General features: G+C 46.5%; 21 protein-coding genes and 1 pseudogene. 5 read left to right on the forward strand and 17 right to left on the reverse strand.

From position 1 onward, the window contains the following. Nucleotides 1-71: 71 nt before the first annotated feature. The 8 genes and pseudogenes from KDN34_RS10365 to KDN34_RS10400 all read right to left on the reverse strand — a co-directional run bounded on the left by KDN34_RS10365 (nt 72) and on the right by KDN34_RS10400 (nt 8371). Nucleotides 72-3146 (reverse strand): AAA family ATPase, encoded by a 3075-nt coding sequence (locus KDN34_RS10365; RefSeq protein WP_212593716.1) that lies wholly within the window; start codon nt 3144-3146, stop codon nt 72-74. Continuing rightward, on the reverse strand, nt 3143-4276 hold the full coding sequence (locus KDN34_RS10370) for an exonuclease SbcCD subunit D (RefSeq protein ID WP_212593717.1): 1134 nt from the start codon (nt 4274-4276) through the stop codon (nt 3143-3145). The genes KDN34_RS10365 and KDN34_RS10370 overlap by 4 nt, the downstream gene beginning before the upstream one ends. Nucleotides 4277-4309: 33 nt before the next feature. Next, complete coding sequence (locus KDN34_RS10375) at nt 4310-5086, reverse strand: TSUP family transporter (RefSeq protein ID WP_212593718.1); 777 nt, start codon at nt 5084-5086, stop codon at nt 4310-4312. Between the two features lie 127 nt (nt 5087-5213). Continuing rightward, nucleotides 5214-5603: a ribonuclease E inhibitor RraB gene (locus KDN34_RS10380; protein WP_212593719.1), complete on the reverse strand. Its 390-nt coding sequence runs from the start codon at nt 5601-5603 to the stop codon at nt 5214-5216. Between the two features lie 12 nt (nt 5604-5615). Further along, on the reverse strand, nt 5616-5846 hold the full coding sequence (locus KDN34_RS10385) for an RNA-binding S4 domain-containing protein (RefSeq protein ID WP_212593720.1): 231 nt from the start codon (nt 5844-5846) through the stop codon (nt 5616-5618). 61 nt (nt 5847-5907) lie between these two features. Then, nucleotides 5908-6063 (reverse strand): GNAT family N-acetyltransferase, encoded by a 156-nt coding sequence (locus KDN34_RS10390; RefSeq protein ID WP_212593721.1) that lies wholly within the window; start codon nt 6061-6063, stop codon nt 5908-5910. Between the two features lie 16 nt (nt 6064-6079). Continuing rightward, nucleotides 6080-6394: pseudogene (locus KDN34_RS10395) on the reverse strand (GNAT family N-acetyltransferase); the annotation flags it as partial. A 150-nt stretch (nt 6395-6544) separates the two neighbouring features. Then, the gene (locus tag KDN34_RS10400) at nt 6545-8371 is read right to left on the reverse strand and encodes a DUF885 domain-containing protein (RefSeq protein WP_212593722.1); all 1827 of its coding nucleotides are present in this window, start codon (nt 8369-8371) and stop codon (nt 6545-6547) included. Between the two features lie 81 nt (nt 8372-8452). On the opposite strand from KDN34_RS10400, the gene KDN34_RS10405 reads away from it, so the two are divergent. After that, nucleotides 8453-8956, forward strand: a complete 504-nt coding sequence (locus tag KDN34_RS10405) for a nucleotidyl cyclase domain-containing protein (RefSeq protein ID WP_212593723.1) — start codon at nt 8453-8455, stop codon at nt 8954-8956. Between the two features lie 71 nt (nt 8957-9027). Here KDN34_RS10405 and KDN34_RS10410 read toward each other — a convergent pair whose 3' ends face one another. The 9 genes from KDN34_RS10410 to KDN34_RS10450 form a co-directional block, all read right to left on the reverse strand. Beyond that, entirely contained in the window at nt 9028-10272 is a 1245-nt protein-coding gene (locus KDN34_RS10410) for a tetratricopeptide repeat protein (protein ID WP_212593724.1), read from the reverse strand. Between the two features lies 1 nt (nt 10273). Continuing rightward, a complete protein-coding gene (locus KDN34_RS10415; protein ID WP_212593725.1) occupies nt 10274-10894 on the reverse strand; it encodes an energy transducer TonB in 621 nt (206 codons plus the stop codon). Between the two features lies 1 nt (nt 10895). Next, nucleotides 10896-11300, reverse strand: coding sequence for an ExbD/TolR family protein (locus KDN34_RS10420; protein ID WP_133037629.1), 405 nt, complete (start codon nt 11298-11300; stop codon nt 10896-10898). A 13-nt stretch (nt 11301-11313) separates the two neighbouring features. After that, complete coding sequence (locus KDN34_RS10425) at nt 11314-11841, reverse strand: MotA/TolQ/ExbB proton channel family protein (protein WP_212593726.1); 528 nt, start codon at nt 11839-11841, stop codon at nt 11314-11316. Then, on the reverse strand, nt 11841-13196 hold the full coding sequence (locus KDN34_RS10430; RefSeq protein ID WP_212593727.1) for a MotA/TolQ/ExbB proton channel family protein: 1356 nt from the start codon (nt 13194-13196) through the stop codon (nt 11841-11843). The genes KDN34_RS10425 and KDN34_RS10430 overlap by 1 nt, the downstream gene beginning before the upstream one ends. Continuing rightward, complete coding sequence (locus KDN34_RS10435; protein WP_212593728.1) at nt 13196-13978, reverse strand: DUF3450 domain-containing protein; 783 nt, start codon at nt 13976-13978, stop codon at nt 13196-13198. The genes KDN34_RS10430 and KDN34_RS10435 overlap by 1 nt, the downstream gene beginning before the upstream one ends. A 322-nt stretch (nt 13979-14300) precedes the next feature. Then, nucleotides 14301-15242: a class I SAM-dependent methyltransferase gene (locus KDN34_RS10440; protein WP_212593729.1), complete on the reverse strand. Its 942-nt coding sequence runs from the start codon at nt 15240-15242 to the stop codon at nt 14301-14303. A 53-nt stretch (nt 15243-15295) separates the two neighbouring features. After that, nucleotides 15296-17905, reverse strand: coding sequence for a TonB-dependent receptor (locus tag KDN34_RS10445; RefSeq protein ID WP_212593730.1), 2610 nt, complete (start codon nt 17903-17905; stop codon nt 15296-15298). Nucleotides 17906-18354: 449 nt separating this feature from the next. Continuing rightward, complete coding sequence (locus KDN34_RS10450) at nt 18355-20718, reverse strand: DNA polymerase II (protein WP_212593731.1); 2364 nt, start codon at nt 20716-20718, stop codon at nt 18355-18357. Between the two features lie 84 nt (nt 20719-20802). Between KDN34_RS10450 and dinG the strand changes: the two genes are divergently transcribed. From dinG to KDN34_RS10470, 4 genes are read left to right on the forward strand one after another with little or no spacing between them, the layout of a single operon-like run. Beyond that, nucleotides 20803-22875, forward strand: coding sequence for an ATP-dependent DNA helicase DinG (dinG, locus tag KDN34_RS10455; protein WP_212593732.1), 2073 nt, complete (start codon nt 20803-20805; stop codon nt 22873-22875). A 12-nt stretch (nt 22876-22887) separates the two neighbouring features. Then, complete coding sequence (locus KDN34_RS10460; protein ID WP_212593733.1) at nt 22888-23658, forward strand: sulfite exporter TauE/SafE family protein; 771 nt, start codon at nt 22888-22890, stop codon at nt 23656-23658. Continuing rightward, nucleotides 23655-24317, forward strand: coding sequence for a primosomal replication protein (locus tag KDN34_RS10465; protein WP_212593734.1), 663 nt, complete (start codon nt 23655-23657; stop codon nt 24315-24317). The genes KDN34_RS10460 and KDN34_RS10465 overlap by 4 nt, the downstream gene beginning before the upstream one ends. 9 nt (nt 24318-24326) lie before the next feature. Beyond that, nucleotides 24327-25013, forward strand: a complete 687-nt coding sequence (locus KDN34_RS10470) for a DUF2057 domain-containing protein (RefSeq protein ID WP_212593735.1) — start codon at nt 24327-24329, stop codon at nt 25011-25013.

The raw sequence follows: 25013 nt of genomic DNA on the forward strand, positions 1-25013 counted from the left end.
AGGGCAGGATACAAGGGTTAGATGATATGTCTGTCACATTAGATACAATTTTCACCAGTTTTCAGGCATTCTCAAGGTGTCACAACCCTGATATGACTGCCTCTCACCTGTTTGGCGATATCGATACGCGTCGTTATCTGCTCTTTCATTTCAGATACATGTGAAATAACACCGATCATACGACCGGTGGATTGCAGATCGATTAGTGTGCGAATTGCCAGTTCCAATGAATCCTGATCCAAACTTCCAAACCCTTCGTCGATAAATAAGGTATCAAGACGAATCCCGCCCGCATAAGCCTGTACGACATCCGACAGTCCGAGCGCTAATGCCAGTGCCGCCATAAAACTCTCGCCGCCGCTAAGGGTTGCCACAGGTCGCACTCGAGAACTGTACGCATCTTCCACTTCCAGTTCCAGCCCTGACGCCTTGTTGCCTTTTGCCCGATCTTCTTTACGTAGCAAGCGATAACGGCCTTTGCTCATCAACGCCAGTCGTTCGCTCGCTTCTAGCAGCACATCGTCGAGCAAGACACTCAGCACAAACCGTTGCAGGCTGAGTTTGCCCTGATTATTGCCGTTAGCCACATCGGCTAAGGTACCAACCACAGCATATTGCTGTTCCAGGAGTCGTGATGCTTGCGCTTCCTGTTGTAACTTGTCTGCGGCGCGCTGGAGATTGGCCATCTGCGTGTGTAACTGTTGCCAAGCGGACTCTGCTTGTTGCCAATGACGCTGAGCATTAGTTAACCGTTGCTCCAATGTCGGCAGATCCGGTACGGCGCTCTCCTGAAGCTTCTGCTGTAACGCCTCTAATTTACCGATGAGTTGATCTCGCTGTTTTTCCCAGTCGCGCAATTGTTGTTCCAACTGCGCCATCGCAGCACTGGCTAATGTGGCATGTTCCAACGCCGTATTATCGTTAAAGCCTGCGGCCTGTAACTGCTGCAGGAATTCCGTTTCAGCCTGTTGCTGATGGACTTTCGCTGCATTAAGCCGCTCCATTCTGCTGTTGGCCTCACTATCGGCCTGTGTTGCCGCAATGCTGGCTTGTTGAAAGTGCTGTTGGATCAAATCTATTTGTTGCGCCGCTACGGTTAACTGCCCGGCAATATCGCTGAGAACTTGGGTCAGTTTCGCTTCCGCCGTCACAGCATCCAGTTGTTGGAACTCCTGGGGTAACTGGCGTTGCTGTTCGCTGAGAATACCGTGAATATTACTGGCGTTACGTTGAAGTTCTGCCGATTGCAGCTGCCACAGTTCCAGTTGCTGCTGCGACTGCTGCATGTTGAGCTCCAACGTTTCCAGTTCACCTCGCCGAACTTCCAGTTGTTCGGTCGCCTGCTGCGCTTGTTGCAGTGCGATACCGATGTTATCCAGCATGGTCTTGGTCACCGCAACATTCTGGTCGGCCTTACCTTCGAGCTGTTGCTGCTGCAGGGTTATCTGTTCAGTCAACGGCTGCAGGCGATCCCGCAGACTTTTGTACTCACTGCGGATATTGTCATATTCCGTACGAGCCAACTCCCATTGCATCTGCGCCTGGTCCAACTGTTCGCTTGTGGGCAACGACTGCTGACTGTGCGCCGGTTGTGGATGCTGCCGACTGCCACAGACCGGGCAAGGCTGATCAGCGGTCAATTCTTTGGCTAGAATAGCGGCCTGACCTTGATGCCAGGCTAATTGCAACTGCTTATATTCGGTTTCCGCCTGTTGCTTCTTGTCCCGAGCCAGCTTCCCTTGCGCCTCGGCGACATTTAACGCATGTTGCAACTGTTGCTGTTGTTGGTTCAGCTGATCCAGTTGCTGGCGCTGTTCCAGTTGCCGACTCAGCGCATACTGTTGTTGTTGCAATGCCGCCATTTTAGAAGCAACCGCCGACAGCTTAACGATCTCGGCATTAAAAGCGGTTTTCTGTTGCTGTTGTTGTTGCAGCAGTTGTCGCTGCTGTTGCTCAGAAGCTACAGCCGCCTGGATCTGGCGTTCCAACTGTTTTAACTGCTGATGCTGTGCGCCAAGGTTATTTAATAATGGCTGTAACTGTTGATATTGTTGCAATTGCAGTTGTAGTTGCTGTTTCTGAGTCTCCAGAAGCGGCAGCTTAGCCTGAGCGGTTACCGCCTGCTGCAACACGGCTTTTGCTTGTAATTGTTGTTGCTCAGCGTTGACTAATGCCTGCTGTGCCTGAGTCAGCTCCAGTTGCCATTGTTGCAGTTGATGTTTGGCTGGCTGCAGTTTTTCAGCGCGTCGGGCCAACTGCAATTGTTGCTGCAGACGCAGTTGCTGCGGCTCTTGCGCGGTAAAGGCATCAGCTTGCAGTTGCAGCTTTTGCCGTGCATCGAATTCTTTTGCCAATGTTTTCGCGGCTTCCAATGCCTTTAGTGCTTGTTCCTTCGCTGCGACAGCTTGTAGCTTGGCCTGTTCCGCCAGCGCCAGCGGTGCCGCCAGTTCACAGAGGGTTTGCTGTAATGCTTCAATAGACTCGACACCTGCGGTGTCCAAAATGCCTTGTCGCCGCTGCTGCATATCACGCGCCTTGGCTTTGATGTCCAACGCTTGTTGCTTCAACCGCTCTTCAATACGACTATAGATGTGTGTCTGAAATAGCTGACTGAATATTTTTTCCCGCTCTTTAGAATCAGCCAGCAGTAGTTCCCGGAATTTCCCTTGCGGCAATACCATCACCTGGCGAAACTGATCGACATCGAGTCCAGTGAGATCCTCCACCATGGCGGTGGCATCGGTTACCTTATTGGCGACGAGTAATTCCTCTTTGCCATCCTCATGGATCCGTAAAAGTTCAGCTTCACTTTTTTGCAGGGTGAACCCATCACCGCGACTTTTAGCGCGTTGTTGTTCCGGTACTCGCCGAATGCGGTAACGCCGGTGTCCCAGCTCAAAACTAAAAATGACCTGGGTGAGCAATTCATCATCAGCATAATCGCACCGCATCTGGCTGCCTTCGCGCTCATTGCCAGTTGTTTTGCCATAGAGCGCAAAGCAGATGGCATCAAGAATGCTGGTCTTGCCTGCGCCCGTTGGCCCATTGATCAGAAACAGTGGGTTATCACCCAAACCTGAAAAATCAATGTGCTGAGTATCGGCAAATGGCCCAAAAGCACTCATCTCCAGCGTCAGCGGCTTCATTGCAACTCCCCTTTATGTAGTTCATCAATCAGGGAAGTCATCATCTGCTGTTGTGCTTCAGTCATTGGCGCACCAGCAACCTGGCCGAAGAAATCGCTGAACATCTCCAATTCGCCTTTTTTAATTCGCTCTCGCCCGCTTTCTTCACCTTGTTGCCGGGACATCAACCCCGTGCGCTCAAGATGTAGCACATTCGGATAGCGGCTACGCAGTCGTCCCATCGGATCAAGCAGAGCCTGAGTGTCACTTAAACGTACCATCAGATAATCTTCAGGGGTGGGATCGGATTTTGCTGCCAGCAGCAGGTCTTCCAGAAAGCCCTCGATGACCCTGACGTCTTTTCGCGGTGTGATTGGCAGCTGCTGGATAATAGGTGGGCGCCCCGCTTCCAACTCTACGAGAGTCACTGATTTTTTCTGTTTGGCTTCGCTAAATGAATATTTCAGGGGCGAACCAGAATAGCGGATATGCGCTTCGCCGCGATACTGAGGGCCATGCAGATGCCCTAAGGCGACATAATCAAACGGTTGAAATAGCGTGGGATCAATTCTGTCAGCGCCACCAATGCTTAGCGGCCGTTCAGACTCTGATTCACTGCCACCATCCAGAAAACAGTGCGCAACTACAACTTTCGGAAGCCCTTGACTGTCATGGGTCATGACCTGTTGCAAAATCACTGCCATTGCCTGTTGATGCGTTGTGATGTCATCATCCTGCAGCAAATGTCTAACGACTGCCGGTTCTGCATATGGAATCGGATAAAAAAAACAGTCACCCAACTGTAACGGCTGCACCGCCGCGCAAAGAGGGCCATAGATATGCAGCCCGCTACGGGCCATCTGCTGCGAACCAAATCCTAAGCGTTCATGACTGTCATGATTTCCGGCAATCAACACAACCGGAATACCATGATCGGTAATCATTCGATCTAAAAAATGGCTGAGCAGCTCAACCGCACTGGCCGGAGGAATGGCGCGATCATAGATATCACCAGCGATGATAAGCGCATCAACCGCTTGAGAGATGGCAAGTTCCATAATCTGCTCAAGCATATGTGCCTGTTCATCAAGCAGCGGCTCATTGTGTAGTTGCCGCCCTAAATGCCAGTCGGAAGTATGGATGAATTTCATCGACAGTCCTTGTTAGCTGTAATCCCGTACGACTCAAAATAACCCGAGATGATATTGTTCCGTCAGCAACTTGATACTCATCGCCAGCGACATCGTCACCACTAATGGGCGAATGATTTTAGTGCCCTTGGTCACCACCAAACGTGAGCCCAAAGTCGCGCCTAACGCCTGCCCTGCCAGCATCACCAGACCGAGCAGCCACACCACCTTTCCACCCAAAGCAAAAAACAGCAGCGACGATATATTGGTGGCGAAATTCAACACCTTAGCGTGAGCCGTCGCTTTAGCGAGCCCAAATCCAGCCAAGGTAACAAATCCGAGGGCAAAAAAACTGCCGGTACCGGGCCCGAAGAAACCATCATAAACACCAATGCCTAAGGCCACAGTAAATGCAAATGCGGTGGGGTTTAAAACTCGGGCGCGATCACCGTCCGTAATTTTTTTTGAAAATAAAAAATAACAGCCAATAGCAAGAATAAGAAAAGGCAAAATCATCTTCAAGACACTGGCATCCACCATCTGCACCAGCGTAGTTCCTGATGCCGCCCCCACTAACGCACAGGCAATCGCTAACTTCATTTCATTTACATTAACCATGCCTTTTCGCACAAAATAGACACTGGCAAAAAAGCTACCCCCACAGGCCTGAAGTTTATTGGTGGCCAAGGCCGCAGCGGGCGGTAAGCCTACCCACATAAGCGCCGGAATGGTTAATAGGCCACCGCCGCCGGCAATCGAGTCAATAAAACCAGCGACCAGCGCCACCGAAAACAAAATTAAAGCGAGTTGCAGGGTTAATTCAATTTCCATCTTAGGTTGTTATCAGAATATTCGGGCAAGAAGGTTATTAGACGGTGTTTCTAAATAAAAGGCAAAGGGAACGACATAACAAAAAAGCCACCCTTAGGCGGCTTTCCGTACTGATGCTTTGGGCAATTTAGTGATGACAGTGTTCGTCACACTCGTGATCATCATCGTCATCGGCGAATTCGTCGCCGTCCTGATGTTGCATCACGCCCCAACCATCAGTCATACCATCAAATTCTGCCGCAAAGTCATTAAGTTCTGTTTCTTTAGCGACAATGGCATCATAATCCGGCACCATTTCAACAGACACAATAACTTCCCACTTTTCGATCTCATCATTGAAGCTGAGTTCGACATCATCACTGTGACCGGCCGCAATCAAATCTTCAAGCGCTGACTCGGCATCACGTTGTTCTTCAAACACCAGAAAAAAATCAATCGCCATAGACTGCGACAGATCCATGCCGGAATCACTCATTGCCTGCAACATCTGGCCATTATCATCATCAGGGAATTGCATGTTTATCCTCTCTCAGGCAGCAGCTACAACTTGAACTTGCTTACCTTTGTACGACACTAGATCGCCCGCCAGCAGTTTTTTGCGTTTTCGGGTTTCTACTTCGCCATTGACTGTGACCATACCTTCAGCAATGACATGTTTTGCTTCTGCGCCATCGGCACATAAGCCTTCCACTTTGAGAAGCTTAAAAAGTTCGATAAACTCTTCGTCAGCTCTTAGGGAAAATTCTGGGATTTGTGACACTCTGTTTGGCCTTATCAGAAAAACTGTCGGCAATTATATCAAGGCAAGCTATAACGCGTCATTACGATTGCATGAAACTGCTATATTCTTCTGCCAATAGTCCGTAATAACGCTCATCTAGCCATTCACCCAAAATTTTATGGTTGTGGCGTAGTAGTCCTTCTTGTGTAAAGCCGCACTTTTCCAGAACGCTGGTGGATGCGAGATTTTCTGACACACAACGCGCCTCAACCTTATGGATATCTCGTTCGTGCCTGGCCCAGCGCTAATAATTTGAGCACTGCTGTTGTATAACCGTTGCCCTGCTGACCGCTTGCCATCAGGTAGCCCTCTTCCCATTGACCAAGGGCTTCATCAGTCAAACAAATTCCCATGAACCCGATAAAATCACCCGCGACAGACTCCACTACCAATGACATCCATTCGCCACACCGCGCTTGCATGCCTTTGCTGCGCTGCTGAAATTTATCCAGAAGGACCTCTGCTGTATCAACTTCACGGATGTATCGATTCAGGTGTGGATCCTGATTGATCTTTAAAAAGACTGGCCAATCTTGCGCTGCATCAAACGCAAACGAATACGTTCGTTTGTCACAATGGGATCTGAGGACACTGGAATCTCCTGCTTAATCCTTTGGGTTATTTGCCGCTATCACAGCTTACATCAAAAGCGCCACTAGATGGCGGCGCTAACAAGATTAAGCCTTCTGTTGCGTTGCTATCCAATGATTGATTTTATCCTCCATCACTGCCAGCGGTAATGAGCCTGATGTCAGCATCTGATCATGAAATGCTTTCAGATCAAATTTATCGCCAAGCGCGACTTCAGCCTTGTGTCTCAATTCGAGTATTTTCAATTGCCCGACTTTATAAGATAACGCCTGTCCAGGAATTGCCATGTAGCGTTCAACCTCAGCAATGATGTCACTTTCCGCCATGGGTGAATTATCTTTCATATACTGAATGGCTTGCTCACGGGTCCAACCTTTGGCATGCATGCCGGTATCAACAACTAAACGCATTGCACGCAGCATTTCATCGGATAACTTACCGAAATACTGATAAGGATCACTAAACACACCCATCTCGATTCCCAGATACTCCGAGTATAGTGCCCAGCCCTCTTCAAACGCTGTATAACTGCCAAAACGCTGAAACTCTGGCACACCCGTCAGTTCTTGTTTGATCGATATCTGAAAGTGATGACCCGGCGATGCTTCATGTAACGACAAGGTCGTCATTCCCCACTTAGGCTGAGCCTTGAGGTTATAGGTATTGATGTAAAAAATCCCAGGTCGACTACCATCCACCGCTGGGGCTTCATAGGATGCACCGGCGGCAGATTGCTGCCGGAAAGCTTCTACAGGCTTTATCACATAGTCAGCTTTAGGCATTACATGAAAGTACTTAGGTAATACCGCATTGATACGCTGTTTAACGGCAGCATAGCCGTTAATCAATTCATCTGGCGTATTAAAAAAGTATTGAGGTTCTGATGAGAGTGAAGCGAAAAATGCTTTGAGATCACCTTGGAAGCCCACTTGTTGGCGCACTTTATCCATTTCCTGACGGATACGTGCCACTTCCTGTAAACCAATCTGATGAATTTGCTCGACCGGCATAGTTGTGGTGGTATGGTAATTAGCTAAATACTGGTACCAAGCCTTCCCATTTGGTAAATTCCAAAAGCCGGAAGAGTTACGAGCTGCTGGCAGGTAAGTATTATTAAAGTAATCACGCAAAGATTTAAAAGCAGGTAACAGTTCATCAGCGATCATACTGCGGTACTCTGCAGTAATTTTTGTTCGGTCTGCGTCTGAAAAAGTATCGGGGAACTGTTTTATTGGTGCGAAAAAGATACTGTCTTCAGGGGCATTGACGAGTTGGGCATCGAGTTGCGGGATAATCCGTTCAACCAAGACTTTTGGCAGTACCACCTTCGCGAACATGCCTTCATTCATCCGTTGCTGCGCTAAGGCCATCCATGTCACAAATCCTTTGACTCGCGAATGCCAGTTTTCATAATCGGTCACTGTCTTAAACGGCTGTGCGCTCTCCCCGCTGCCGAGCTGCACCATCGTGATAACAGTGCTGTAAAACTGACTAATGGGCATTAACCTCCCCGGAAAAGCTTCCCCCTGCAATGCGATTTTTCTGTCATAGACGAACATGTCATAACTGAGTTGTAATTGAGGCGATAGCTGCTTACGGTCAATGAGCTGAACTTTAGCCAGATAATCACTATTGAGCTGGTGACTGGCTTGCAGATAGGTATCTGTCAAATCGCCACCAAAGTCGGCGTTATAATCGTTTACGCCGAAGAAAGTGGCATATAGCGGCTCTAACTTCAGATAGTCTTTAAAATAATCATCGACGACTTTTAAATACTGCTGCTCCACAACATGCACATTCGGCTCAGCTGCAACGTCTGTCTTTGCAGTATTGGCAGTTTCGGCTTTCTGATTGCATGCCGTTAAACCCAATGCCACAGCGATAACAGTAGAAAGGACAAGTCCCTTATTCATTTATGATAATTCTCCAATGGTAGATCTATGACGCAGAAGCTCCACTATACTTTGAAAACGAAAACTGATGGGTACAGCTTCATGATTTATTCGTTCAGCAATTCCGGCTTTAGAGACCCAGAAACCGGTGTCTACAACCAGACATATTTTATGGAAGTGTTTAACCGCGAATGGTACCGGCATTTACGCGATCAACAGACGCTGGCTTTATTGTATCTGTCGCCACTGTTACCTGGAATGATCAATCAACCACATCTGCTGGATTTTTTTACCGGGCGCATTCAAGCATCGTTATTAAGAACCACTGACCTACTCGCAAGATTGAATCAAACGTTATTTGCCGTGGGATTATTTAACACCGATGAAATTGGCACTCAAACCGTAATAGAAAGGATTACGGAACAACTAGAAGAATTTTCAGGAGAATATCGGCAGCATCATGGTGTTGGATTTGATTACCGCATCGCTGCGTGTTTATGCCAACCTTCTACTGAGGTAAAACCTGAGGCACTATTTATTGAGGCAGAAGGCCGCTGTATTAAAGCCGGAAACGAAAAATTACCAATTATGATCAGAGTCCAGTAATGCCTATTTTTTTAATCGTTACGCGCATAAAAAAAGCCCCTTAACAGGGGCTTTTTGCTAACCATTCGGATTTACAGAGAAATCTTATGGATGCGAGCTTTTTCTTTGATGTACGCAATATAGTTAGTTGCGCTTTTAGCGGTTTTCTTATCTTTAGCTGCTAATTCAGCATAACGATATGCTTCTTTATACTGCTTCAAGTTTAGATAAGACAACATCAACTCATACTGTGCTTCACCTGGGCTATCCAGACCAGCATTCAAAGCTTTTTCAAGTACCGGAATAGACGCTTTGTATTGCTGATCCAGAGACAAAATACGTCCCTCTTTCAGATACAGTTTGCCATCTTTCGATATTGACGCAGCCTGGTCGTAATAAGTCGCAGCTTGTTTTAGCGCTTTAGCTTGGTGGAAGAACCCTGCCATCATTGACAAGTTCTTTTCATCCTTAGGCACTAATCCACTCTTGATATGCTTTTCAAGAATCAGAGCACCACGATAAGGAGAACCCTTCTGCGCTAACAACTGGCAAAGACGAATGATGTTGTCAGGCTTTTCGAGGAATCCGCCAGCATAGGCGATTTCATAAGTAGCCAGAGAACGATCATAGTCTTCTGTCAACAGATAGAGCTGCGCTAATTGTACCCACAAACGCTGATCATCAGGGAACAATGGCACCATGGTTTCAAGAACACCCACAGCCTGCTTGTACTTTTTCAGGTTGAACAGTGATTGAAACTTAAGCTGATACAGTCCCTTATCGGGTTTATCCATGACGGATATCCCCTCATCGACTGTCTTCAGTGCATTATCCCACTGCTGCATTTCAGTGTAAGCAATAGCCATACGTCGGTAAACGACAGCATCTTTCTTACATGTGAAATCCATCCACTTGCGGTAATAGCTGATTGCTTCCTTGTACTTCTTCTCTTGCAATAGCAAGTCAGAATACAGCTTCAAGGTCGCAGCATGGTCTACACCACCCAAAACGTCGGCATCAACCGCAGACTTAAGGTATTTGATGGCTTTATCCATCTGTCCTTTTTCTGCATAGAAGTTACCTAACATACGAGCAATATATGCCTTATCAAAATCACCACGTGGATCAGCTTCCAACAGCGTTGCAATAGCGTCGTCCAGCTTGCCGGCTTGATAAGCTTCAAAAGCCTTCTGAACTTTACGCGCAGCAGACTCACCGACAGCCTTGGACTGGCGAGAATCAATCGGACACTTTTCAGCTGCCATTGCACTGTTAACGATCACACTGCCAGAAAAAGTTAGCAGTAAAGCTGCAGCAAGCGTTGTCACTTTATGCATCTTAGTTGCCTCCTTTATTCAGTTTAAAGTCCAACTGAACTTTCTGACCAGGTTGTCTCTGGGGCTTGCCGTCAACAATCTTTGGTTTGTACTTCCACTTTCTCAGCGCACGAATCGCTTCACGATCGAAGATACGTTTAGGTTCAGCGTTGATGACTTGAACATCATCAACAGCACCGGTTTCAGTAATAGTGAAACTCAGTTGTACCCAACCTTCCTTACCATCACGAGCCGCAGCAATAGGATACTGTGGTTCGATACGCACGATAGGAGTGGCATCACCATCACGAGTCATCATGTTACCCAGCTTAAAGCCTGTGCTTGCTGGGCCTGATGCAACTGCTCCAAAACTGAAATTCATAGAAGTATCAATATTGGAAGAGTCGTCAGGTGGAGTGTCATCCATCTGAGGCGGTTGCTCTGGTGGTGGTGGTGGTTTAGGTGTTTCTCTGACCTTTTTCTGCGCCTGAGAGTCCTGCTTATCCATTGTGATCTCAATGACCGGCGAGTCAGAGGAGGTGTCGGCACGTTTAGCGCCGCCACCAACCAGAGTTGCCATAAACCAAAACAGACCAAATGTAACAGCAGCACCAATAATGATAGATACTAGTGCTCTAAACATATCAGTCTTTCCCCGCAGATACCGAGATCTTATCTACGCCAGCAGCCTTAACCTGATCCATAACACGAACCACTAAGCCATGTTTGGCTTCTTTGTCGGCTTGAATCAATACTGCGGCTTCAGGAGCCTCAGCCAGCATTCGTTCAACGTTTGCTGACACCCGTTCAATATCTACCTGACGGTTTTCCATCATGATCACGCCAGTCTTACTGACGCCGATAAAGATGTTGGCCGACGGCTTAGAGGTCGCATGTGCAGCCTGAGGTTTGTTGTAATCCAAACCAGATGGCTTCACAAACGACGTAGTTACGATGAAGAAGATCAACATAATGAACACGATGTCGAGCATCGGGGTCATATCGATCTGCGCTTCCTCGTCTATACTGGAATGCTTCTTACGTGCCATGTTAAATCTCTCTCTAGTGCTGAGGCAGTCTGTCTTTCAACTTTTCCATGCGGACTTTCATCTTGGCATCGAGACGAGTGCTGAAAAACACTCCTGACAACGCTGCAACCATCCCAGCCATAGTTGGCATAGTGGCTAATGAAATACCCGCAGCCATAAGACGAGCGTTACTCGTCCCTTGAACTGCCATCACGTCGAATACTGAAACCATCCCTGTCACAGTCCCTAACAGTCCGATCATCGGACAGATAGCAACTAGGGTGTTAATAATCAGCATACGAGCTCTGATCTCTTGAGTTGCCTGGGATACCCAGGCCTCACGGATGCGATGTGCATACCAAGAATGTCTGTCCTCTCTGGCGTTCCATGTGGCAATAATTTGCTTGTGGATTTTTGGCGCGATCCAATTGACGTACCAATAACGCTCAAGCATCAATGCCCACATAAGGAACAGCACAAACGCTACCAACCAGAGGATATTACCCCCGGCGGCCATGAAGCCCCTGACGGTTGCCCAAACGTCCATCAGGTATAGCATCATTAGTCAGCCCTCTTCTCAGCATGCAGTGCTATCAGACCAGCACTCTGTTCTTCAATAATCTGAACAACAGATTTACTACGAGTTACACACAAAGCATGAGCCAGCATCAATGGTAATGCTGCAACCAGACCCTGAACAGTTGTTACCAGAGCCATAGAAATACCACCAGCCATCAGTTTTGGATCGCCAGTACCGAACAACTGGATAGATTGGAAGGTTGCAATCATACCAGTTACAGTACCCAACAAACCAAGCATAGGAGCGATAGCTGCCATTACTTTCAGAATGGAGATACGAGCTTCCAGAGCAGGAGTTTCCTTCAGAATGGCTTCGTCCAGTTTCAGTTCTAGAGTTTCGACATCGACATCTTTGTTGTCGAAGTAAACTTTCAGGATACGACCCAGTGCGTTGTTACCTGGTTTATCAATATTTTTGGCCTGAGCTTTAACTTTGGCAGCAATGATAGTCAGAGTGATGATACGCTCGATAGAGATCAACAGACCCAGCACCAGCACACCAATGATGATGTAACCGATAATACCTGCAGATTCGATACGATCTTCCAAGCTTGCTTTCTGGGTGAAGATGTTCAGCAGTGCGCCACGACCCGGATCGATGTAAACCTTAGCAGTTCCTGAAGTAGCTTTTTCAAAATCAGCTGCTGCACTAACCATGTAGCCTTCTGGCTGTTGTGACAGTTCCTGGATCAGGTTCAGGTTAGGGTTCCATACAACATATTTGCCATTAGCAATCAGGTTGAATGCGCCGATACGAGTGATACTAGTCTGTTGTACGTTACCATCAATATCAGTAACTGAACCATTGAACTTGACGACTTTGCCGCCTTGGCTCATTTCAAACAGCTCTTGTTCCCAGAACTTTTCCAGTTCTTCAATTTTTGGCAGCTGTTTACGAGCACCCAGATCAGCGATGAATTTATCGCGGCCAGGATATTGAGCACTTACGTTGGAGTTGATCAGTTTACCAGCGAAATCACCAGCTTCACCTTTTACAACACCAAACATTTCACCCAAGTCACCCTGAGCAGTTTTCAGATCATCTTGCAACTGAGCAATCTTATGCTCGTTGTCAGTGAACTGTTTATTCAAATCTTCGCCGCGTTTTTTCTCAGCAGCTAGAGCATTTTTTTCGCGCTGTAACAGAGCAGCTTTATCACCACGTTCAGCTTGGAATTCAGCTTCACGCTTGGCGTTAATCTTACCCTGATCGGCACGTTCAGTTTTGATTTGTTGCAGCAACTGATCAATAGTCTTTGGCGCGTCAGCAGCGCTAACCATACCAGAGGCCAGAGAGAAACTTGCAGCAACCAGCGCTGTAGCGATTAACTTCTTCATTATTTAGCAGCCTCCGCAGCTGGAATTGGTAACGCGAACAGGTCCATTGCTCCTTGTTTACGAGCAATACGAATGCCTTTAGTGATGTCACGCAGATAGCTGTCATCCAGCTTATCCCAACCCTTAGTTTCGGTGTTGTACATCCAAGCAGTTCTCTGGTCCAGACTCTGTGCATACAGAGCTACGCGGCCCAAACGGAAGAAGTCTACCAGTACTTCTTTACCATCAAGGTTCAGTTTACCGGTTTCAACGTCTACGAAGTTGCCGTAGTCACGTTCGATGCTGTAGGCATCAAGAATCATACGGAATTTTTCGGCCAATGTAACATCGGCGCTATTCAGCAGATTCTTAAGGTTTTCTACGCGAGCGTGGCGGTCTTCACTTCTGAAAGGAAGATCAAGCGCTACGAATTTTTCCAGTCCATCTACCATCTTGAACATAAGAGGAACAACACCCTGACGCAGTTTATCTACGCCATTAATGTCGTCCTGAATGCCTTTCATAGTATTGTCCTGATCTGCAACCAGAGTTGCCAGATAGTCGTTGTAGGCTTTCAGAGATTCACGCTGGTCTGCCACGTTTGAGTATTCAAACAGCATATCCTGAGCCTGATCGAAATATTTATCGACCTTCTTTTGAGACGCCGCAGCCTCAGAATGAATCTGAGTGGCTGCTTTTTGGGCATCGGCAAGAGGATCGGCAACAACTAAGTTGCTGCTGGCTAACGCCAGCGCGCCAACAAGCGCAGAAGCGATTTTGGTTCTATTGCTTACCTTGGACATAGTTCCCAACCAATTTGAAGTGAATAAACAGGGTAACTTATCGACAATTACTGTTTTTTACTCAGTTTTTATTGCCTATAAGTACATCTTTCTCTTGTGATTGTTAGATTTTTCTTCCCTTTCTATACCTTATAAAGGCATAGACCCGCAGGAATCATTTCATAAAATGTTGACCGGTGTCAACTAATCGGAGAGCTAAAAAGTAGTGAAAATTTACATTGACTTACTACTGCAAACAAACCTAATGAAACAACATTTTTAGTTATGTTAAAAAGCTTTTTTCAGCTCTTTTTTGAATGCATATAACATATTGTTATATTAGTTATTTTTCAAAAATTACAAACCATGCAAGTAACTTCGATTCTTGAGTCGTTTCCACTGTTTTTACTTGTACTACCTTGTGATTGGCGTTTTGCACGCACAGAGTCAAATCATTAACCTGTTTCAGATCCATGGCCGCTTCGATTAGCTCCCCCAGACGCTCAGCGTGAAGCCTTAATCCAGAAAACAATTTCGACACAAATGCTTCTTTTTTATCCACAGTCCAAAACAGACCTTGTTTAAATAGAAAATCGACTGCTGGCGATATGCCAGTTTCCAAATAATTTTGTTCATCTTGTTCCCACAATTGCTTGAGAATACTAAAAAACCTTTTTCTCAAGTTCTCACATTTCAAATCTTTACGAATCTTATGGACATCTTCTGGTGTTCTCAGTATTCCTATACTCTGAATCAATTGGATCAATGCATCTTCAACAGCGTTAAGTAAGGGGCTTTCAATAAATTTTTTTGTTGAAAGATTCCTTTTTACAATGACTGAATCCTGATGATGTATAACTAAGAACATTCGCCCGCCAGTCTTCAAAACCCTGAAAGATTCAATAAGTGCAGGTTGAACTGCAGCATATTCAAAGCCAAATTGTGAAGTGATATAGTCAAAGCTGCTGTCGGAAAATGGCAGTGCGGTAATTTCGGTATTACCCTGAATTCTCACTTCTACTTGCCCACATTCGTGGCATTCACGTACAAGTGCTTTATCAACCCCAACAATTTTGCCGGTAACGTCTGTAGGTAGGTATTCTCTGACTAAAAATGGAATGGCGCCATTACCCGTGGCCAAATCCAACATTGTAAAACTCTGTTTCAATTGTCCGATATAGTGCTGCCACAGCTGTAAAAATTCCCCTCCATAATTGCCCTTATAATCAGCAGATAAGGATGTAAGATGCCCTTCTTGCCAATAATCATCCCAATTTTTTGTCATGCAGGACTCCAAAAACAAAGCCCCCTTTCGGGGGCTCTTTAGAGAAAAGTTGCTTAGAACTTCAGCGTGTAGTTAGCACGATATTCGCGACCGTAATTGTTATACAGATCCGCATTATCGTATGAACCAGCAGAGCTTAATACTGGATCTTCATTTGTCAGGTTATTTACGCCGACCATCACTTTACCCCAATCTCCTATATCGTATGTATAAGATATATTGTGGATCAGCCATGAAGGTAAATGACCAGTATTGTCATCTTCATATGTAGAATTGATATAGTTCATGTTCCAGGCAAACTGGCTATTACCAATAGTATATGTTGCAGTCAACACTGACTTATAGTCTGGCTGACCGTTCCATCCAGCAGTGTCTACAGCACCAGCACCACCTTCTACTTCTTCTACATAATCTAGTACAAAGCTATTAGTCCAGTTCAGACCGAACTCGCCAATACCAGTTTCCAAGTTGCCGTTCAATGTAACGTCGATACCTTTAATCTGCAATTTGTCGCCGTTACTGTAACCGGTACCAACCTCCAGCGCCTTACCAAGCCCAGTCGAAGAAGCAGCACGAACCACATAGAAAGTATCATCTGCTGTCAACGTACCATTCGCAATACCACGCATTACGTTGGTAATAGAACGCATAGAGATTACATTATCAATCTTCAGATCGAAGTAATCGACTTTAATTCCAAGGTTGCTAAATGGATCGTAGGCAAAACCTAAATTGTAATATTTAGAAGTTTCAGCTCCCAAACTAGGGTTGGCACTAATCCAAGTATCTGTCTGGCTATATGAACAATCGCTTGCTGAAATGCCATTTGCTTCACAATATGGATAGTCAGTACCGAATTCAGCTGAGAATGTAGTCGCTGCATGCAGCTGATCCAGCGACGGAGCGCGGAATGCTTCGGAGTATGAAGCACGGACGACTAAATTATCCAGTGCCTGCCAACGCACAGCTACCTTTGGCGCGGTATTATTACCAAAGTCACTATATTTGTCGTAACGTATAGCAAGATCTAATTCAACGTCATCAACAACCGGTAATTGTGCTTCGTAGAATGCCGCCCAAACGTAGCGAGAACCACCAGCAGAGTTACCAGCGCTACCGCCAATCAAACCAACTTCAGACTGGGCATCATACACAGAAGCATACTGCTGCTCAAAATACTCCATACCAGCATAGTGAGCTACTGCACCGCCAGGCAATTCGAACAGGTCAAAACCAATACCGCCGTTAATCTGCTGGAAGGTCGAACTGTCCTGAGTCAACGTAGTTGACTTCATGTTAGCGACACCAGCTTCGGAACCAATATCAATGCCGTTTAACTCGTTGTATGCGAGCCCAGCATAGCTCAGATAGTATTCACCAACAGATTTGTTATCGGCTTTATTGTAGTGGTAGTAAACTTCCCATGTAGCATCATTCCACGCAGGAATGGTACCACGTAAACCGGTCAAATAATCTTGGTTTAAGTCGTCTACGTTGCCATCACGAGTACCAATACCAACCCAACGCCAATAACCTGTAGTAGGCTCGCCATAAGGGTTATTTGGGTTGTCAGCTGCCATGTTTGTCCATGCTGCTGCCGGAGGCGCATAACGTCCGAACGAGTTATTTACCGTTACCATGGTACGGCCAAACCATTCAACATCATCCGCTAACTGATAATTCGCATCAATGTAAACAGTGTTACGTGATAACGATGCTTTGTTATAAGATACGTTGGCATAAGCATACATACAGTATGTTGAGCCAGCGCCCCAGTCATCATCAGCAGCGACATTCGCAAAAGTGTTACTGCCATATTGTGCAATTAAATCATTACACAATGGAGAAGCTTGTGCTTCAGAATAATCTGGAGATGCCACAGTGGCACCATAGATACTCCAACCAATGGTCTCCGTATATGCTTGAATAACACCATCACCATTAAGGTCGGTCATACTGGCTGCAGTATATGGCCGATCACCATCGGAAATGCCCGCACGGTCTTGATGATCAAACGCAAATGTAATATTGCCTTTATCCATCTGATAACCAGATGTCAGTGAGAACTGCTTGCTAGTTAAGCCACCATCTTCTTCACGGCTACCGGCACCCGCAGAAAACTCAAGGCCCTGGTAGTTTTTCTTCATAATGATGTTAACTACACCAGCAATAGCATCGGAACCGTAAATAGATGATGCACCATCAGTCAAAATTTCAATACGTTCAACCGCTGCCATAGGGATAGCGTTAAGGTTCGCGGAAGACCCACCAAGTGTTGGAGAACCGGGGAAACGCTTACCGTCAATTAACACTAATGTACGTTCAGAACCAGCACCACGCAGGTTGATAGTTGCCTGTGACTGAGCAGAGCTACCTGACCTTTCAGAAAAGGAACCAAAAGAGTTAAGGTTGCTGTTACGCAGCGCATCCGCAACAGAGAAGTTACCTTCAACTTGCATATCATCTGCGGTGATTGTGGTAACGGGAGAGGCGCCTTCCATATCAGAACGCTTAATTCGAGACCCAGTTACCTCAATTCGTTCGACCTTTTCGGCACTCTGTTCATCAGCGGCAGCAACGATAGGGGCCGAAAATGCAGCAGCCACCACCCCGCCTGCCAGTGCTAAATGCACAGCCTTGGCCAGAATATTTCGATTGTTCATATTATTTGTTCTCCCTTGACATCATGTCAGTTTTTATGCGAGCTCTTTGACTAGCACTTTTTGTAAACAAACGAAGCTAATTACATGAATATGTAAATTATGTTCATGTGATATACATCGCATGTAAATTTTCAAATGAATAAAATCACAATGCAAACATTTTATCAACATTGACAAAACAGTTATAACCCCTTTGAGACTCAAGTAGATGTGATTTCAATGGAGAACAGAAAGAAATATTAGAATGTAGAATTGACAATAATTAGCATATTTAACTATTTACACACAAAAAAATAGAATTAAGAACTAATAACTAAGCATGTAAAGTATCAGTGGCGTAGAAGTGTATAAACTAAGAAATATGTTCCAAATCACGAATATTTACATTCATTTAAATTCGAATGTAAATTTTCGCAAGCATCGAGAAATTGTTAAAAAACAAAGGTCATTTAGATTAAGGTCATCTGTCTCAACACCAATTGGTTAAAAGACAGATTTAACATTGACAAAACAGGCTCTGCGATAGGCTTGATCTGTTTTTCGAGATAGTAGAGGTAATCCACTGCGGAACGTGTTAACTCAACTGGTTCAGGACCGTTAACGGTAATAATATACTCAACCCGTTGTCCCTTTTTGCCATAGGACGAATCGTCAAATGCACTGACTAGCAACTGTGCAACTTTTACATGTGGCACGTTTGACTGGTAGGCATCTACTGAGCGACGCAGCTGTTTACTGAAAACCAATTCATCATCCAGCTTACCCTGCTGTAAAAGTTCTACTTGTTCGGACAAATATTCGGCAACATCAAGATCGTTAAATAGGCGTTGATAAAGTTCGTATTGAATGCGTTTAGCGATGGGGCTCCAATCACTGCGAACTTGCTCCATACCTTTGAAGATCAGCTCCAGTTCACCATCTACACCACGTACGGCCCCTACATAGCGTTTCTTAGAACCTTCAACAGAACCTCGCAGCGTTGGCATCAAAAAGCGTTGATAATGGCTGTCAAACTCCAATTCCAGCGCACATTCCAGTCCAAAGGCTTGTTTAATATAGTCTCGCCATCTTTCGGTGATGTCAGCGGCAAGCTTGATGCCAAAGTCTTCGGGCTCTTTGATACCATGTTTGTCGCCAAGCCAGATAAAGGTGGAATCAGTATCGCCATAGATGACTTTATAGCCTAGTTCTTCAATCCAAGTCTTAGTGGTTTGCATGATCCAGTGACCACGCATGGTAATAGAGCTGGCAAGTCTGGCGTCGTGAAACACGCAGCCTCGGGACCCCAGCACGCCATAAAGTGAGTTCATGATGATCTTGATCGCTTGTGATAACGGCGCATCTTTCTGTTGCTTTGCTTGTTCCCTAGCTTGAGCCAGTTTCGCCACTAATTTAGGTAGAATAAAGTGCTGTCTGGAAAACCGGGCACCGCGATAACCATCTACGGTTTCGCTGGGTTCCTGCGCTAAGCCGAGGATCATCCCAAGCGGATCAATCAAAAACGTGCGGATAATAGAGGGATACAGACTTTTAAAATCCAACACCAGAATATCGCAATAAAGACCAGGGATAGAGTCCATCACATAGCCACCCGGACTTTCCAAGCCATCACTCACTGGTTCAGCTGGTGCGATATATCCAGCGCGATGCAGATGCGGCAAATACAGGTTATTAAAAGCGGCGACTGACGCCCCTACCCGGCCGAACTCCAGCCCAGTGAGTTGCGCTCTGGCGATAGCGAATGACAGCAGATGGGTTTTAGCAAAGATCTGCCACACCAGTCGGCAGTCACTAAGGTTATAACGAGCCAGTGCCAGCTTATCTTCCTGAAAAAGTCTGGTGATTTCCTGCCCACGATTATCGACATCCTGTATATCCTTGCCCTCACCCAACAACTGTTGCGACACATGTTCCAGTGAATAGCGTTCAAATTTATAAAATGCCGCTTTGAGCCAATCGATGCCATCAAGTACAACAATGCCAGGCAACAGCAATGTTTCCGGTCGGAATTTGCCTTCAACCAACCACTCCAGCAAGGCGCCATCACGGCCAAGCGCGGCAGGAATGTTATAAAAAGCAAAACGGCGCCATAACAGCGCTAAATCAAAGGTCACTACCGACCATCCAAGCATGACATCTGGCTGCCATGCAGCGAACCAGGCAACCAAAGCTTCTAACAAGTGCTTTTCATCTGCAACCCAATCTATCCAGTCCTCACTACCATGAGCTTGACCCACCATTATCACTTTGCGCAACAGTACGCCTTGGTCATTCTCACCATATAAGCCAACGGAATACAGTTCGCCATTGAAACTGCACTCCACATCTAATGACACAACATTAAGTGCTACATCATCGGCCAATGTCGCAGGTCGAGCTTTACTGGCAACAAAATGAGCTGCATTATTCTCGTTAAAACAGCCAAAAAATTCGGCATCCAGAGCGATAAAACGCTCTATCAAATAGCGCTGGTGTGGACGAATTTCTGCTTCATGTAGCGCAATTTGCTGTTCCCGGCTCCAACGTTGTAGCTCACGAAATTGTTTGCGGTTGTGGCAATATACAGCAGCTACGGGTTGCTGCTGAAAGTCCTTCATCGGCAAATGACGACAGGTGACAGACGGGAATCTGCGGGCAATGGCGGCGACCGCAAATTGCGGAACAAAAGCCACCTGAGCTTCGCCAGGGACGTCCACCGTCAGCGGTCCTGAATCGGTCTTCAAACAGTAACGCAGGCACATCCCATCTGTGGCTGGCAATGTCTGCCGAGTAAGAATTCTGCCTTTGACTGTAGTGAAACCGCTGGTGGGCATAAAACACGTCCGCTGACATTAAAGGTTTATTAGCATAAGAAATTACTGTTAATATATACAGGATTATTTTCCAGGATCCATTCGATGCTTGCTGCCAATGTAAAAAACCAGATCCGCGAGATTTATAAGGCGATATCCAGCGCGCTACCCAATTTCCGCTCCCGCCGGGAACAAAATTATATGGTGGCAGAAATCTCCAAAACGTTGGCAGGGGAATACGATAAGCAGCGCCGCATCATAGTGATTGAAGCGGGTACAGGTATTGGTAAATCGCTGGCCTATATTCTGGGCACCATTCCGCTGGCATTGGCATCCAAGAAAAAAGTCTGTATCTCCACCGCAACCGTGGCACTGCAAGAGCAGTTGCTGCACAAAGACCTCCCCTTCTTTTTACAGCACTCGGGCATCGATTTTAAATTCGGCCTGGTAAAAGGGCGGCAGCGTTATGTTTGTCTGGCAAAGCTGGAGATGCTGATTGGCGAAAGCAGCACGGGTCAGATGGCAATGTGGCAAACCAAGCCGGATCAATCACAAATACAGTCACTGCAACAGTTACTGCAGGATTATCGCGCCGGACGCTGGAATGGCGAGTGGGATACCCTAGAAACCCCATTACCGGATCACCTTTGGCAACAGATAGCCTCAGATAAACACAGTTGTCATAAGCAACTGGCCAACCACGCAAAATGCCCGTTTCACAAAGCCAGAGAAGATATTGAGGAATGGGATGTGTTAATTGCCAACCACAGTCTGCTGCTGGCCGATCTAGAACTCGGTGGCGGGGTGATTCTACCAGAACCAGAAAATCTTTTTTATGTTGTTGATGAGGCCCATCACCTGCCAATTGTGGCGCGGGACTTTTCCAGCGCCCAAGTGCCTGTGCGAGGTGCTGCTGACTGGCTGGAGAAAATAGGCAAACTCGCCGGGAAGCTGCAAACACAGATAAAGAGTAACAATATCATCGCGCCAGCACAGGCGATGATGGACCACGTTGAGGAACTCACGTCATTACTCAATAAAGTGGCACATTTTTGCGAAACACAACCCAAGCTGTTTGCCAATGAAGATCAACGCTGGCGCTTTGAGCATGGCAAATTGCCAGGAGCCTTATTGATCCTGGCGGAAAACCTGGCTACCGCCAGTAGCGATGCACTCAAACAGTTCAATAAGATGCAATTGCTACTGAATGAAAGTTTTAAAGACGGTGAGATCCCCAAACATCAGGCCGAAGCCTTACTTACTGAATGTGGTTTTATGCTGCAACGGCTGGAAAACCTGCAGAAGCTTTGGAAAATGATGGCGCGGGAAGACAATCCGAAAGGAGCCCCCCTTGCCCGCTGGATTGAAGTGATTAGCGGTAAACAGCCTGACTATCTTTGCAGCGCATCCCCCATCGAAGTGGGCTTTATGCTGGAAAACATGCTGTGGGAAAAAGCTGCCGGCGTGGTACTTTGCAGCGCCACGCTGCGTGCGCTCAACAGCTTTGAACATTTCACTTATCAAGTGGGATTATCGCTCAATGATGGCAGTCGCTATCTGGCGCTACAATCACCGTTTGATTTTGCCAATAACGCGACACTGTTTTTACCGCAAATGCAGACTGAGCCCGCAGATGATGCCTATACGGACGAACTGGCGCAACAGATTAAAGCCTTGGTCGAAGAAGAGCAGGCAACCTTAGTGCTGTTTGCTTCTTACTGGCAAATGGAAAAAGTCACCGAGTTACTCAAAGACAAATTACCGGTTGCGCCGCTTATTCAGGGCAGTGCGCCGCGACAACTGTTGCTAGAAACGCATAAACAGCGTTGTGATAGCGGCCAACCCAGCATTTTATTCGGCACGGGCAGCTTCTCCGAAGGTCTGGATTTGCCCGGTGATTATCTGACCAATCTCATTGTCACTAAACTCCCTTTTGCTGTGCCCACTTCCCCCGTGGAACAGGCACATTCGGAATATATCAAACTGAAAGGAGGTAATCCTTTTCTACAATTGACGATTCCCGATGCCAGCCGCAAGCTAGTCCAGAGTTGTGGACGTTTGCTGCGAAAAGAGGAAGACTATGGCCGAATTACCATCCTTGATCGCAGGCTGGTCAGCAAACGTTACGGTAAAGCACTGCTCGACGCCTTACCGCCCTACCGCCGCGTTATTGAATAAGCCGGGAATTTTGTGGAAATAGTTGCACATTCAGGAAGCTGGTTGCTGTTAGCCATTGTTGGGTTAATTGCTGGCTTTATTGATGCGGTAGTTGGTGGTGGTGGGCTGTTGTCTATCCCCGCACTACTGACACTCGGGATGCCACCGCATCTTGCACTGGGTACCAATAAACTGGCGGCAAGTTTTGGCTCTTCAATGGCGGCTTACACCTACTACCGACAGCATCTGTTGCAACCCAAACTCTGGCGTTCCTGTTTTGTGGCGACCGCCATTGGTGCACTATGTGGCAGCATTTTAGTCTATCTGGTAGATACGTCTTGGCTTGAAAAGCTACTACCATTGCTGATCATCATCATCGCGCTGTACAGTCTGTTGAGTAAAAAGGCACTGAAAGACAAACCAGCTTTAGATGAAGAACATCCTAAACGCAGCCATAAGATCCTTCAGGGTTTAATCCTCGGCGGTTATGATGGTTTCGCTGGCCCTGGCATTGGCGCGATCTGGATAGTCAGCTCAAAAACACTCCATAAGTTGTCATTTCTTAAAAGCTGCGCTTTATCACGAGCAATGACCTTTGCCAGTAATACTACTGCGCTAACCGTGTTCTTATTGCTCGGCAAAGTTGACCTTGCTATTGGATTATTGCTTGGACTTAGCATGATGCTTGGCTCCTTTGTGGGTGCCCATTCAGCGATTCGCTTTGGCCTGCCGTTTATTCGACCACTGTTTATCACCATGGTCATGGCAATGGCGTTACATCTCACCTGGAGTGCTTGGTTATGAACCAACAACAACTGGTAAGCAAATTGCGTGAACAGTTGGTGCAGCTGGAACAACAAGTATTGCAACACGATGCATCACTCCCCGCCAAGGACCACAAATTACTGGCCCATCTTGAACGCTTCAATGATGAACTATTTCATCAGAATGGCGCCAAGCTCGCACCTTGTGTGCAACAACTCCGAGACAATATCAACCAATTAGAAAAACAGCTGCAATTACAGATGTCAGCAGCGACGGTCAGCAGGACCTGTGAAAAAATTCAGGATCGCTTTTCAGCACTAAAGCGGGCTATGGCAACCACGGCGATAGATGTCAAAGAACAGCAGCAACAAAAACTGAGTAAACAACGATATTTCCAGCAAAAGCAGTCCTTGCACCACGAGCAGAGCGGCTTCAGCTGGATTGCCAGTCAGGTGATGTCAAGCAGCCATAAGCTGTACGACGAACTAAATAAACACCTGAATTGGGAGAAGAAAATTTTATTCAAAATTGAACAATTGCAATCGCAGCTAGACACCTGTCATAGTACTGCAAAAATTGCGGTCCAGAATGACCTGCTTTTGATGCACCGCCGTTTGGGTAAGTGCCGCCAGGCCATCAGCTATATTGAAGATCGCATCCAAACGTTCGAACGCCCGCAGCAAAATAACCATCGTTAAGGAGCAACAATGAAATTAACTGTTACCGCTTCAGCGCTGTTTGCGCTTCTTAGCTCATCTTCCGTATTGGCGGCCAACCTCAATATTCCCATGTCTTTTGAATATTTGGCTCTGGATGGACAAGAAGTCGAGACTAACCATTTTACACATAAAGCAGACCTTACCCTGTCTGACGGCGAACACAAAATCGCGATCCGCTACAGTGATGTATACGATGATGGGATTAGCGAAAGCCCTAATTTTGTAAAGTCATCACCCTTCATTGTGACACTGAATACCAGCGGCGATCATCAATATATTCTGCTGCCGAAAAGCAAAATTGTAGCACCACAAAAATATGCCAAGGCGCCTGAAGTGATTATCAAACGTAAAGATGGTGGCGCAGTCGATTACAGTATCGTACAGACCCAACTGAAAGAAGATTCCTTTATGAGTAAACTTTTAGGCACGGATACTGGTGTTGATGTTGACTCTGCTTCTGTAGCCGTCACCGCAGGAAAGGAGTTACCCACTGCGCCTATCAAACAACCAACAGAAGTTGAGGCCATGACAACCCCAGTAACCGCACCCGCGGCACAGACTCCAGCGAGTCAGACAGACTCAGCACATGCCGGCCAAATGCTGCAATACTGGTGGTTGCATGCTGATGCGGCAACCCGAAAAGAGTTTATGAGCTGGGCTATCAAGCAATTGTAA

It is taken from the genome of Shewanella yunxiaonensis (assembly GCF_018223345.1).
Lineage (GTDB): Bacteria > Pseudomonadota > Gammaproteobacteria > Enterobacterales > Shewanellaceae > Shewanella > Shewanella yunxiaonensis.